Source organism: Bacillus sp. JJ664 (genome assembly GCF_036962205.1).
Lineage (GTDB): Bacteria > Bacillota > Bacilli > Bacillales > Bacillaceae_G > Gottfriedia.
This window is the reverse complement of sequence record NZ_JBALMS010000010.1, coordinates 6,797-20,726: the sequence shown is the minus strand read 5'-3', so window position 1 is coordinate 20,726 and position 13,930 is coordinate 6,797. Positions and strand designations below refer to the sequence as shown.

Genomic DNA, 13,930 nt, shown 5'->3' with positions numbered 1-13,930 from the left:
TGGAACTGGTATTTGAGGATCTTTATTTTCATTTGTTTTCGCAGGCTTCTGGTTTTCTCCTTTTGTTGTTTCTTCTTGCGGTTGATTTTTCTCCCCTGTCGAAGTAATTTTTACTTTTTCAAATTTATTTGAAGGAATAAATAAACTACTTTTATTTGAAAAAATTCCTTCATATTTATATTGTACTAGTGCTACTACTCCAATTGGTAATAAGATAAACAGAAACACAAGTGCAGTGATTAGAGGATATTTAATTTTCCACCAAGGTCTTCTCTCATCTTCTTTTTTTTGAATTGATTTACTTCTGGGTGGCAAATTTAACATATCAACTGTCGGTGTCTCATCAATACCTATTTTCGATTTGTGTTTTCTTTTCAAACCACCAACCTGAAGTTCTTCACGATCTTTTCTACTCATATCTCTTCTTCACTTTCTAGGCTAAATTTCATATATAAACCCAATACATAATCAAGGATAAAATGTGTAATAAAAACTGCTAATATATTTTTAGTAATTAAATATAAATAGCCAATAAAAAAGCTTTCTAATAAGACAATCACAAATAAAACAGGTTTTTTTACATAACGAAAATGAACTAACGCGAAAACAATGGATGCCAAAATGATGCCAAATTTCGTTTGGACAAATCCTCTAAAAAATATTTCTTCTGATAAGGCAATTAAAACACATAGAATAGTCATTTCAAACACAGATAATGACGTAAAAAACTTTTTATTAAATCCACCATCATCTAAAAATCTTTCTGGTACTGTATAGTTTAATAGTATATTAAATAATACTAATACAATTCCGCCACCAATCCCAAAGATGAACGTTTTAAGGCTAAAAAAAGTTGATTGTTTTTCAGCAAAATCATCAAATCCAATAAAAAATCCAATACAGATGATTGCGATTAATAAAATGATTAATTGCGTACCATACACACTCTTTTTTAGATTTTTAATAGAAATATTTTGTCGACTTAATTCATTTTCCATATCGGTTGTTCCTCACAGACCTAATTTTTTTCTTAGATCTTCCTCCCAAGAATATGTATAAACATCATCTTTACTTATATTACTTACATTTGAAAAATACTGTTCAAATGAAAATCCACAATGATTACAACAATTTATAGGTCTACTCGTTAAGGACTCGCTAAATACTGAAAGATAGTTTTCACGATAACAAATCGTTGAAGCTAGAAAATCTTTCATAGATTTTAGCTTTACATATTTTACTTTTCTTCTTTCATTGGTTGTTCTTTCTAATTCTTTTAAGAAGTCCATATTCAGTCGATCAGTAAACAATTGATTATCTTCAATTATATTCGATTTATTCAATTCATTAAATAATGTCTGCCATTGAATATCACTAAATTGAAATGTTGCTTTCCAATTCACGATCAAGTGGTCTGTTAGATGAACAATTGACTCATTTAACTTTTTTACATAGGACAAAAACGATTCTAGTTGATACATTGAAAGTAGTTCGTCTTCAATTAAACGTAAAGGTAAGTCATGATCATTTTCACTTACAAATAAAATCGCCACACTAGGTTCTCCATCTCGACCAGCTCTGCCAATTTCTTGGAGATAATTTTCAATATTTGAAGGATATCCCAAATGAATGACAAATCTTACGTTCGGCTTATTTATCCCCATACCAAATGCACTTGTACAAACGATTAAATCTATTTGATTTTGAATATATTGCTGTTGAATTAAAATTCTTTGTTCTTGGTCCATCCCACCATGATAATAAGCGACTCGACAATTTATTGATTCATTCACAATACGTGAAATGTTCTCACACATCGATCTCGTACCGCAATATATGATACCGGGGCCGTTTAAATGTTTTACATAATATATTAATTGTTCAATTTTTTCTTCTTCTGACTCTACATGTTCTATGTGAATTGCAATATTTTCACGATTAACCGACTCAATATATGTTTGTACAAAATCAAGCTTCAAGGTTGATATGATTTCATTTCTTACACTTTCTGTTGCAGTTGCGGTCAACGCTAATACGGTTGGATTCTGTAAATGCTCTTTAACTTCACCAAGAGATCTATACTCTGGTCTAAAATCATGTCCCCATTGAGATATACAATGTGCTTCATCAACAACAAATAACGAAACTTTCACTTGAGAAAGCTTTTGAATTAAAAATTGATTTTGTAGCATTTCAGGTGATACAAAAATGTATTTATAGGATTGTAAATTTTGTAAAAGATGCTTTTTCTGTTCAAAGCTTCGAAAACTATTTAATGCAATCACTCTTTTTTCACCAAAAGCCCTTAATTGTTCAACTTGGTCTTCCATTAATGATAAAAGTGGTGAGACAATGACAACTAAGCCCGGTAGTAGTAATCCAGAAAATTGATACAATAAAGATTTCCCACCACCTGTAGGTAACATCGCTAGTACATCTTTTTGATGAATTAAGTCATTGATTATATCATGTTGATTTTTTCGAAATGATTCATATCCAAACTTTTCTTTTAGCAATTGATTTAATTCCATTTTAGATCACCCATTCTTGCAAGAGTAATACGAATTTGGAAATACGTGACTTCATTTAAAAGCGCTTCCTTAATATCTTTTAATTTCCTAGTCTGTAACTCCTCTATTTTCCTTTTAACTTTGTTATATTCTTCATTACTAATAAATTGATCAATTGACATCAAATCATCACTTAACACACATTCAACAATATGATCTTCTATTGTACTTATTTTCAAATGTCGAATCGTTGCAATTTCTATAATTGTTTTACCAGCTTGAAATAAACGTTTCGTTTCAATCGAAGTATTTGTAATATTGGAGCTAATACTCCCCTTTAAAAATCGACTTAGTAATGGATATTCTGCTGTTTGTTCAGTCAGAATAGTTAGCATATGATGCATTGCATTAACAGAATGAATATAGATTAGCTCTTCACTTTTATTTGCTCTAGTCGCTATTTGCTCCAAGGTCATCCCATAAGTATTTGCTCCAGTTAGCCGTTTCACAATGATAGAGGCATCATCAAACTGTAGCTGCTTTAATATATGATGTAATTCAGTATGAAAATGAATCACTAAATCTTTTTTATTCCCCTTAGCATTTAATAATTCGTACTTCACCCAATCTTGTACATCATTTTCTTGCTGAACAGCTCTAAAATATTTAATATTATGATTGATGTTTGAGATAGTTTGAAAAAAAAGCGAAAGTCTTCTCCAAAAGATTTTTTGTACACTGGCAAATCTTAACCCATTAATATATTGAAATTCATGAAATTGACATTTTACATTTTGTAAATACTTTGAACCTCTATGACTTACTCGATAAATATTATTTCCTTCAATTTTTTCAAGATATCCTTTTTCCCTTAAACCTTTTATTAAATCCTGCATATCTTGTTGAGTAAGGAATTGGTAAAGGCCAAAAAAATTTGTCACCTGATAAAAATGACTATCCTGAATGATCTGTGCACTTTGCTTTCCCTTTAATAAGTAAGTAATGCCCTGTATTGTTCGCTCACCATTATATCGATTGACTAAAAATAATACGACTTCTTCTAGTATCGTTAATTTATTCATCCTAATCCTCTCGAACAAAAATTGTATAATATATTTGAATATTTTTATGTGTAACAAATTTTAACTATAAAATATTCAAAACTATTTGTAATGATAGTTTTAATTTCTTCTAGCTTATCATATGTATCAATATCCGAACCATTTTAATATGATAAAAATACTTAATTATTTAACCTTTTCATTCTTCATTTCTCTATTTTTGCAAAACCTGTTACAATTATATTGAAAAGTTTCGGAAACCGTTTTAAAATATTTACAGGTACATTACAAAAATAGTATCTGTAATTAAAACAGGGAATAATTTGGGAGGTCAACACAATGGCAAAATATACAATCGTTGATAAAGACACTTGTATCGCTTGTGGCGCATGTGGCGCTGCTGCACCAGATATCTATGACTATGATGATGAGGGGATTGCATACGTTACTTTAGATGATAACCAAGGTATTGTTGAAATTCCAGACGTGTTATTAGATGACATGATGGATGCATTTGAAGGATGTCCAACAGACTCAATCAAAGTAGCAGACGATTCATTCGATGGCGATGCTTTAAAATTCGAATAGTAAAAATAACGACGATGTAAATCGTCGTTTTTTTATTTTCACTAAAAAAACACTCAGTGTTTTTTTGTTTGTCTAATGGATTGTTGTTTGTAAATATTTTTATAAGAGGATCTTGAGCGCTGCCTTCCTCCATTAGATTGTGGTGCTTTTATTTTATGAGTTAAATCTATTCACTTTGATAAGGATTGTGTCTATATTTTTGTGTATTAGTATATTAGGGATAAAAGCATGTAAGGAAATATTGAACTTTATCTACGTAATTGAATAAAAGCATTTAAGAATGGATTGCTTAACTTAGGTAGTTGAATAAAGTCATTTAGAGATGATTCGATTTTTTTAAAAAAGTTAAATGGAACGGAAGGTTGCTCGACTCCTATAGGAAATGCTAGACAGTTGAGACCCCACAGGAGGCCCACAGGAAGTGGGTCATGCATGCGTTACGACAGGACGTCGTGGTTTTAGCATGCCTTCCTTTTTTTAAGGAGGCTCAGCGTCAGCCCCATGGAAAGCGAGCATCTTGCAGTGGAATTCCACACACTTCTTTTTCACCACAATAAAAAAACAAAAAATGTGCCCACAAATTGCAGGCACATTCATCTATTTATACGTTATGAGCATTAACTCTTTGATTTAACCACACGATTAATTTAGGGAATAATACTAATGTAAGAATCATAATTAATAACCCTTTTATTGCGTTAAACGGCATAATCGCAGTAACAATTACCTCATTCGGTAAACTAAAATTCATAAAATAAGCATAAGCAGGTAATAAAACAAAATAATTTAAAATACTTAAGATCCCTGTCATCACAACAGTACCAACGACTAACCCTAAAGTTAAGCCTTTAATTGAACGATACTTTCTAAAGAAATATGACGCAGGTAAGATATATAATACCCCTGCACTGAAGTTTGCAAATTCCCCAATCGGTACTCCAGTCATACTTCCCACAATAATATAATGAAGGATGTTTTTTATTAATTCTACTAAAACCCCTGCAACTGGCCCAAAAATAATTGCACCAATTAATGCTGGTACCTCACTAAAATCAATTTGTAGCCATACTGGAAAAGCAGGAATTGGAAAATCTAACAGCATCAATAAATATGAAATACTGCTCAGCATTGCCACCACTACCATTTTTAAAACTTTGTTGTTACGTTGTTGCATAATTACCTCTCTCCTTTTTCCCGATCATACCAAGAAAAATGAAAGGTTCGCTTACTTAGACAAGCGTGATTTTGCACATTTATTTAATTGTAATTAATTAAGAATATCAGGATAAAAAGCTAAATATCGGCAAAAATCACATAGAAATACAAAATCCCCTATACAGTAAATATAGGGGAGAAATTTCAGCACGCCAAATAAGCGTTCAAAAAGGTAAATTTTTTGAACTTGCGAACCTCCATCTTCTCCCATCCAGACTATACTGTCGGCTCTAGAATCGCACTAGATCCTGCCCAAATTAAAGGCTCGCGGGCTTATAAGCTAAGCTTAATCACCGCCGGTGGGGAATTTCACCCCGCCCCGAAGATAGATCGAATATTAAATTACAACTTAATGTTACTAAAATAAATACAGTTTGTAAATAAAAAAAGTCTTCTCTTTTTTTCTATATTAAATTTAATGTTTATACAATATACTCAATACTTTTGATTGGAATGTTTTGAAATCTAATATTTGCATGACAGTATCCTTTTGAATTACTCTCCTTGAATTTCAAACATTTTCCACAAGATTTTCGTTAACATAAAAAAAATAGAACTTTTCATATCATATCACTTCTTCTAATAATAGCTAAGTGAATGATTCTATGAAAAGTTCCTAAAACAGACCATTAATTTGAAAATTGTAAATGCGGTTTAAAGTTTTCTAGTTGGAGTTTATAACCAATTCCCCACACAGTTTTTATACTTAAATTCATTTCATATTGTTTTAATTTTTTTCTTAAACGATTTAAATGAGTATCAACCATTCGATCATCATCAACATGTTCGTAACTCCAAACTATTTTTACTAATTCAGAACGAGTTACAACAATATCCTGTCTACTAACAAGAAGCCATAATATTGAAAATTCTTTACGCGTAAAACTAAGCTCGCGCTCCTCATAATGAATTTTGTATGTAAGTTTATTCATAACCAGGTTACCGAAACGAATTGTATCAGCCTCTTTAAATTCATTCACAATATGGTGCTTTAAGTGAACTTGTAATTTGCATTTCAGTATATCTAAATTCAACGGAAAATCAACGATATCATCTGCGCCAGAGGAATAATAATTTATCTTTTGATGATCAGTTAAATCCGATGAACAAATAATTAATATCGTGTTCAAACTTTCTCGTAGTTGTCTACAAAGTTCAACACTATCTACATTTTGTAATGAAGCACTAAGAATGATAATATTAGGTTTCCAATCGATTGCCTTTACTAACCCCTGTAATCCATTTGGATAAGATTGAATAGTAAACATCTCTTGGAAGTAATTCATAATTTCGATGCTTAATTCATGATTCTCATGAACAACTAACATTCTTTTTTCCACTTCGAACTCCTCCGTCAAATTCGAATGCTCATCTACCACGAACATTCTTGCGCAATTTTTAATTTAATTTTAACTTAATTCAACGGATAATGACAAGCTACGTACTGACCTTCTCCTGATTTTGTAAAGATTGGTTCTACTTCTTTACATTTTGGTTGTACGTAAGGACATCTTGTATGGAAACGGCAGCCACTAGGTGGATTAATAGGGCTAGGTACGTCTCCCTCAAGAATAATCTTTTCTTTATCACGCAATCTTGGATTTGGAATAGGATTTGCTGAAATTAGCGCTTTTGTATATGGGTGTTTTGGATTTTCAAAAAGTGTGTCAGAATCTGCTAATTCTACCATCTTCCCTAAATACATAACGCCAACTCGATTACTAATATGACGAACAATATTTAGTCCGTGTGATACGAATAAATACGTTAGTCCAAATTCCTCTTGTAGCTCTTCTAATAAGTTTACAACCTGTGATTGGATTGAAACATCAAGAGCTGACACCGGCTCATCTAATACAATTAATTTCGGATTTAGCGCTAACGCCCTTGCAATCCCTATTCGTTGTCTTTGCCCACCACTAAATTCATGAGGGTATCTTCTCATGTGGAATGCACTCAGACCTACTAACTCTAATAACTCTTTTACTCTTTTTTCACGAGCTGCTGCATCATTCATTCCATGGATTTTTAATACTCGCGCGATTGTTTCACCAACACTTAATCTTGGATTTAAAGACGAGAATGGATCTTGGAAAATTAATTGCATATCTCGTCGTTTCTCTCTCAGTTCCTGAGAATTTAGAGAAAATAAATCAATCCCATCAAATTCAACTGAACCACTAGTAGCTTCTAATAATCTTAATAAGATTCTTCCGGTAGTTGATTTTCCACAACCACTTTCACCTACAAGGCCAAATGTTTCACCTTTATAAATATCAAATGAAACGCCGTCAACCGCTTTTACGTGAGCCTGTACTTTACCAAACAATCCACCTTTAATTGGGAAGTGCATTTTGATGTCATCTACTTTTAAAAGAACTTCTTGATCAGTTTTCAAGTTAGTTTCTTCGACTTTTTCTGTTTTTTCTAAAAAACTATTCACCATTTTTACGCCTCCCAACGATCAGTGTATTTCCAGCAACGTACAACTTCATCATCGCTAATTGATTGAATTTCAGGCATTTCCTCATGACATAAAGCCGTTGCGTATTCACAACGAGGTGCAAATCGACATCCTCTAGGTAGATTTAATGGATTAGGAACCACACCATCGATTGCATATAGTTTCCCAATTCGTTTTTCTACACTTGGCATAGAACGTAGTAGACCTTCTGTATATGGATGTTTTGGATTTTCAAAGATTGTAAAAATATCACCTTGTTCAACAACTTGTCCTGAATACATAACAACAACTCGGTCTGCCATTTCAGCAACTACACCTAAATCATGCGTTATTAACATAATCGACATATTTGTTTCTTTTTTTAATTTTTTCATCAGTGCTAATATCTGATTTTGTATCGTTACATCTAAAGCAGTAGTTGGTTCATCAGCAATTAATACTTCCGGATTACAAGCAAGTGCAATGGCAATCATTACACGTTGTCTCATCCCACCACTTAGTTCATGTGGATATTGATTCAGTCTTCGTTCCGCCTCGGGAATCCCAACTAAATTCAATAAACGAATCACTTCTTTTTTTGCTTCATTTTTTGATAGCTTTTGATGAAGAATGATTGATTCCATTATTTGATCGCCAATTTTATAAACTGGATTAAGAGAAGTCATTGGCTCCTGGAATATCATCGAAATTTGATTTCCTCTAATTTGCCGCATTTCTTTTTCAGTTTTATCTAAAAGGCTTTCATTATGAAAATGAATATCACCAGCTTCAATTCTACCTGGAGGACTTGGAATTAGTCCCATAATTGATAATGATGTAACACTTTTTCCACTTCCAGATTCTCCTACGATCGCTAATGTTTCGCCCTTCCTAATTTCAAAGCTTACTCCATCTATTGCTGGTACGACACCATCTTCAGTGTAAAAATATGTTTTTAAATTCTCTACAGATACGATTGTTTCAGTTTTTAAAGTAGTCGTCATCTTGTAATCCTCCTATTGCTTCATGCGTGGATCAAGAGCGTCACGTAATCCATCACCAATAAAATTCACACATAAAACAGTTACAATGATAAAGAATGCTGGTGGAATTATCGTCCAAGTTTGATCTACGATTGATGTTAAATCTTGCGCCGAAGTTAACATATTACCCCAACTTGGTTTTGGCTGTTGAATCCCTAAACCTAAAAAGCTAAGTGAGGCTTCAGCTAATATATTTGCAGCAATGTCTAAAGTTGCAATGACAATGATCGGTGCAACTGCATTCGGAAGAATATGATAAAAGATAATACTGGTACTTCTTTCACCAGTTGCTCTGGCTGCTTCAATATAATCTCGCCTTTTTAACGACAAAATTTCTCCACGAACAATCCTTGCCATACTAGTCCAACCGACAATACTTAAAACAAATACTGTCGACCATAATGATGGAACTACTAATGAAGCAACAATTAATAATAAGAAGAAAGTTGGAATCGACTGGATCGCATCAATAATACGCATCATTGTATTATCTACAAACCCTCCAAAAAATCCAGCTATCGCTCCATAAATAACACCGATTGAAACAGTACAAATCATCGCTAAAATCGCTACTGATAATGAGATTCTAGCCCCATAGAATGAACGAGACATTACATCCCCACCCATTGCATCTGTACCAAAAGGATATTTTTTACTAGGTTTTAAACTTGAATCTAAAATATCAAATACTTCAGGTTTATGTGGAGACAGGAATGGAGCAAATATTGCCATTAAAATAATTAATACAAAAATGATTAAACCTAATACTGCTAATCTATTTTTCCTGTATCGTTTCCAGATAACAGCTGCTCTACTTTCAATTTTCATTTCTTTTTCAATATTCTGATTATTTAATGTTGGATCTATCGCTGGATTTGGTATACTCATCGTCTGCTACTCCTCTCTATTTCTTACCAAAAGTAATTCTTGGATCAATGATTGCATATAGGATGTCTGCAATTAAATTAGCAATTACGACTAATACAGCTGCAATTAAAGTAGTGCCCATGATTACTTGATAATCACGAATAAAGATGGCATTAATCGATAATCTACCCATACCAGGCCATGCAAATAATTGTTCGATAAACAGTGCTCCTCCAAACAAGTTTGGTAACTGTAATGCGATAATCGTAATAATTGGAATTAATGCATTACGTAGAGCATGTTTAAAAATTACTTTTCTCTCAGATAATCCTTTCGCTCTTGCAGTTCGAACATAATCTTGCTTTATAACCTCTAACATACTAGAACGCATAAATCTCGATTTTGTTGCGATTAGACCAAAAGCTAGTGTGATCGCTGGCAGTGCTAAGTGATGTAAACGGTCTTTCAAATCAAAATGTTCATACACTTCTCTCATACCAGATACCGGGAACCATCCTAGTTTAATAGAGAAAAATAAAATAACAAGAATTGCGATGAAAAATTGCGGTACGGCGATTCCCAAGAAAGCATAAGACGTAAAGAAATAATCTAGCTTCGAATATTGTTTTACTGCCGAATAAACACCGATCGGAATAGCAATTAAAATTGAAAGTACAATTGCTGTACTCATTAAGGTTAAGGTTGCAGGAATTTTATCTACAATTTTCTTCGTTACAGGCTGACCATCTTCAAAAGAATAGCCAAGGTCACCATCTGTAATAAATAATTTTAGCCATTTATAATATTGAACATAAATAGGTTGATCTAGACCTAACTTCTCTTCAATCAATTCTTTCTGAACATTCGACCCAGCATCTGAGGCCTCTGGATTTTCATACATTGCTGTAGGATCTCCTGGAGCTAATGTCATAAGGGCAAAAGAAATTACTGTAATGATAAACAACAAAGGTACTGATTGAAGCGTTCTTTTTACAATATATTGAAACATGTTTACCCCCCTAAAATAACAAAGTAGTTTACTAGAAAGATAGCCGCAAGCGACAGTTAGACGCAAACGGCCATCTCAATTTGATCTTTACTTTCTATTACTTACGTTTTTTAGCGTCTTTCCAGTACCAATCGATTAAGCTGAACTTATCATTAGAGATCGATGGCTCAATTCCACCTAAGTCTTCATCATAACCCATCGTTAATTTTGGATGGTAAGTCCAAATTAAGATTTCATGATCAGACATGTATTTGTGTAATTCTTGGTAAATTTTAATACGTTTTTCACGGTTTTCTTCTTGTTTATATTGCTCTAATAATCTATCAATTGTCTTATCGTCAACACGGTTACGGTTCGATAAGCCAGGGTTTGCTTTTGTTGGAATACCTGAAGAATGGAAGAATTGATAATGGTCAACGTTTGCATCATAACCACTCCATCCTAATGCGAAGCAATCTAATTCCCCAGCAGCATACTTATCTAAGAAAATAGACCATTCGTAAGCACGTGGTGTAACTTTAATTCCTAATTTTGCCCAGTTTTGTTGAGCTAATAAAGCTACTGCTTCACGAGTTTTATTACCATTGTTATAAGCAAACTCGATTTTTACTGCTTTACCATCTTTATCGTATAATGTGTTTCCACGTTTTTCATAACCAATTTCTTTTAACAATGCAGCAGCTTTTTTCACATCATAAGGAAGTGCTTTTACACTGTCATTATTTTGTGGAATTTTTGGATGCATTGGACCACTACCTTGGTAAGCACGTCCTAATTGAATTTTAGAAACGATTGACTTACGATCTAAACCATAAGCTAATGCTTCACGGAATTTTTCGTTATTCCATGGTTTAACCGCTTCGTTAAATCCGATAAAGTCAAAACGTCCTTGGTCATAAGACTTAGTTGTTGTATCTTTATCCTTTTTAACTTGTGCTAATAATTTTGGTGTAAGAGACTCTACGTAGTCTACATCACCTTTGATTAAGTTAAGTGCTTCAACGTTCGCATCAGGTAAAACTTTTGTAATAACTTCATTTAAATATGGACGACCATCAAAATAAGTTTTGTTAGCAGTTACTACAATACGCTCATTTGATTTCCACTCTTTAAATTTGAATGGGCCTGTACCAATTGGATTACGGTGGATTTTATTATTTTTGTTATAATCATCCACACCTTTAGGGAATTGGTGTTTAGGCATGATTGGTGCTGCTGCAACTGTGTTTTCTAGGAATAAAACATCCTTTTCTTTTAACGTAATTTGGAACGAATAATCATTGATTAGTTTTGTAGATTTTACAGCATCAAACAATGAAGCGTAATGATTCTCAGCTTTTGGATTCATGAACATATCATATGAGAACTTAACATCTTTTGCAGTGAAAGGCTTGCCATCATGCCACTTTACACCTTTACGAATTGTGAAAGTATAAGTTAAGCCGCTTTTTTTCCAGCTAGTTGCTAGTGCTGGAGCTACTGCGCCGCTTTTATTTAATGTAAGTAATCCATCATACACCATACTAGTAATATCGATTGAAGCAGAGTCTGACGAATTAAGTGGCGTTAAACTTACTGCATCAGCGAAAGTTGAAATAACAACTTTCCCACCAACTTTTTTAGAATCGAAACCTTTACGTACAGATGCTGCGTCTGAATGTAATCCCGGTAAACCAGCTAATACTACTGATGCAGCAAGAGCTGTTGATACGAATTTACTTTTAACGTTTTTCATACCTATTTTCCTCCTCTTATTCGATTAAATTAGTTATTTTGCTGCAGGTTTTTCTGCTTTTACATTTGCAACAGTAATCTTACCTTCTGCAGAAACTTCTACAGAAGCAGTTAATTTATAACCGTCTGCAATTAGTTTAACTAGATCTGAAGTTGATGAAACGTCTGTTTTACCATCCTTCGTCACATTTACAACGACTGCTTCATCTGCAGTTAATGTTAAGTTTTCAAGAGCACTTTCTGAGAAATCAAATACATAATTACCAGTTGCAGTGACTGATAAGCCTTTATCTGTAAGTTTTCCAATTGCTGCATTTAATGCAGTTACTTGGTCATTCGTATAGTTTGTATAAACTGAACCTACATAACTTACACCAGCAGCAGAATAGCCAGTAAATTCACGGAAAGTGAAGTCTTTGTCTGGACTACTTGGTAAGCTACTTACAACAAAGTTAAGATCAACTTCTAATGTTGTTGTCCCAACAGTAATTTTACCGTTTGAATAACCAAGATTTCCTTCATAAGAATCAAGACCAGAACCACTTACGAAAGCAACTTTACCTGTTTTATCAAAAATCACCTCCACTGCAGTACCAAGTCCTAATGCATCTGTATCAGTAGCTTGATCATCAATGAATAATGAAGCATTAGATGAAATTTTGTAAGTTTTTACACCGCTATCACTTTTTAGAGTGATCGATTTTGGAGTTGAACCTACTACAACGCCATTTAAGTCTTTATATACATCTTTAGCTTGTAAGAACTTGTCTACTGCAACCGCAGCATCTTCTTTCGTTACAACAGCGTTTAGATTTGTATCAATAGATAGTACACCTTTACGTTCTAAGAAGAATAAGAAATCAACTGGACGGTTTGACCAGCTTGTTTTGAATCCAAGACCACTTGCAAGTACTTTTGATAATTCAGCGTAAGTTAAGCCCTTCTTAGGTAAAAATTCACCTTTTTTCGTTAATTTAAAGTAACCTTTACTTACTAGCTTTGCAGCATTTGCATTTTTTGTATCTTTAATTTTTACTGATTTAGAAGGAGCTTTACCAAGATATACTAATTTAGCTGCTAAATCAGCAAACTCTCCTCTTGTAAACCCTTTTTCTGGATTAAAATCAGAACCTTTGTTAACTAAATAACCTAAAGAAACTAATTTCGTAATTGACATTTCACTATCTAAACCTGAAACATCATCAAACGATGCTGCATATGTAGACACACTACCTAATAAAAGTGTAGAAGCTACCACGCCTGAAACAACCAGTTTGCGTAAATCCTTCATTCTAAATACCTCCCCATTCTCTTAACGATACCGATCATATTAGAACTAAAATAATTTGTATATTAGTAGTTTACATACCCCCTCAAGCAGAATAGAAAGAAATATCAGAAAATATAAATATTTCTAACAAATTTATAACACAAAAATACTAATATGAAACTGACAAAAA

At 33.1% G+C, this 13,930-nt stretch carries 12 protein-coding genes, 1 pseudogene and 1 riboswitch; of the genes and pseudogenes, 1 reads left to right on the top strand and 12 read right to left on the bottom strand.

Annotated elements, in window-relative coordinates:
- From V7056_RS01750 to V7056_RS01735, 4 genes and pseudogenes are all read right to left on the bottom strand, one after another.
- A pseudogene (locus V7056_RS01750) lies at positions 1-417 on the bottom strand (hypothetical protein); the annotation flags it as partial.
- Positions 414-998: a CPBP family intramembrane glutamic endopeptidase gene (locus V7056_RS01745; protein ID WP_499698721.1), complete on the bottom strand. Its 585-nt coding sequence runs from the start codon at positions 996-998 to the stop codon at positions 414-416. The gene V7056_RS01745 and the pseudogene V7056_RS01750, both read right to left, overlap by 4 nt.
- A 12-nt stretch (positions 999-1,010) precedes the next feature.
- Positions 1,011-2,531 (bottom strand): RecQ family ATP-dependent DNA helicase, encoded by a 1,521-nt coding sequence (locus tag V7056_RS01740; protein ID WP_499698719.1) that lies wholly within the window; start codon positions 2,529-2,531, stop codon positions 1,011-1,013.
- Entirely contained in the window at positions 2,522-3,592 is a 1,071-nt protein-coding gene (locus tag V7056_RS01735) for a YpbB family protein (RefSeq protein WP_499698717.1), read from the bottom strand. The genes V7056_RS01740 and V7056_RS01735 overlap by 10 nt, the downstream gene beginning before the upstream one ends.
- 318 nt (positions 3,593-3,910) lie before the next feature.
- Between V7056_RS01735 and V7056_RS01730 the strand changes: the two genes are divergently transcribed.
- Entirely contained in the window at positions 3,911-4,159 is a 249-nt protein-coding gene (locus V7056_RS01730; RefSeq protein ID WP_499698715.1) for a ferredoxin, read from the top strand.
- Between the two features lie 601 nt (positions 4,160-4,760).
- Here V7056_RS01730 and V7056_RS01725 read toward each other — a convergent pair.
- From V7056_RS01725 to V7056_RS01690, 8 genes are all read right to left on the bottom strand, one after another.
- A complete protein-coding gene (locus V7056_RS01725) occupies positions 4,761-5,333 on the bottom strand; it encodes an ECF transporter S component (protein WP_499698713.1) in 573 nt (190 codons plus the stop codon).
- A 236-nt stretch (positions 5,334-5,569) separates the two neighbouring features.
- Positions 5,570-5,705, bottom strand: a riboswitch (FMN riboswitch).
- Between the two features lie 298 nt (positions 5,706-6,003).
- Positions 6,004-6,714, bottom strand: a complete 711-nt coding sequence (locus V7056_RS01720) for a response regulator transcription factor (RefSeq protein WP_087999380.1) — start codon at positions 6,712-6,714, stop codon at positions 6,004-6,006.
- Positions 6,715-6,788: 74 nt separating this feature from the next.
- A complete protein-coding gene (locus V7056_RS01715) occupies positions 6,789-7,727 on the bottom strand; it encodes an ABC transporter ATP-binding protein (protein ID WP_499698723.1) in 939 nt (312 codons plus the stop codon).
- A 95-nt stretch (positions 7,728-7,822) separates the two neighbouring features.
- Positions 7,823-8,821, bottom strand: coding sequence for an ABC transporter ATP-binding protein (locus V7056_RS01710; RefSeq protein ID WP_499698711.1), 999 nt, complete (start codon positions 8,819-8,821; stop codon positions 7,823-7,825).
- A gap of 12 nt (positions 8,822-8,833) precedes the next feature.
- Positions 8,834-9,748, bottom strand: coding sequence for an oligopeptide ABC transporter permease (gene opp4C / locus V7056_RS01705; protein ID WP_499698709.1), 915 nt, complete (start codon positions 9,746-9,748; stop codon positions 8,834-8,836).
- Positions 9,749-9,764: 16 nt separating this feature from the next.
- Positions 9,765-10,736 carry an ABC transporter permease gene (locus V7056_RS01700; protein ID WP_499698707.1) on the bottom strand — a complete coding sequence of 324 codons (972 nt, stop codon included), beginning with the start codon at positions 10,734-10,736 and terminating at the stop codon, positions 9,765-9,767.
- A gap of 97 nt (positions 10,737-10,833) precedes the next feature.
- Positions 10,834-12,471 carry an ABC transporter substrate-binding protein gene (locus V7056_RS01695; RefSeq protein ID WP_499698706.1) on the bottom strand — a complete coding sequence of 546 codons (1,638 nt, stop codon included), beginning with the start codon at positions 12,469-12,471 and terminating at the stop codon, positions 10,834-10,836.
- 33 nt (positions 12,472-12,504) lie between these two features.
- The gene (locus V7056_RS01690; protein ID WP_499698705.1) at positions 12,505-13,761 is read right to left on the bottom strand and encodes an S-layer homology domain-containing protein; all 1,257 of its coding nucleotides are present in this window, start codon (positions 13,759-13,761) and stop codon (positions 12,505-12,507) included.
- Between the last annotated feature and the right edge of the window lie 169 nt (positions 13,762-13,930).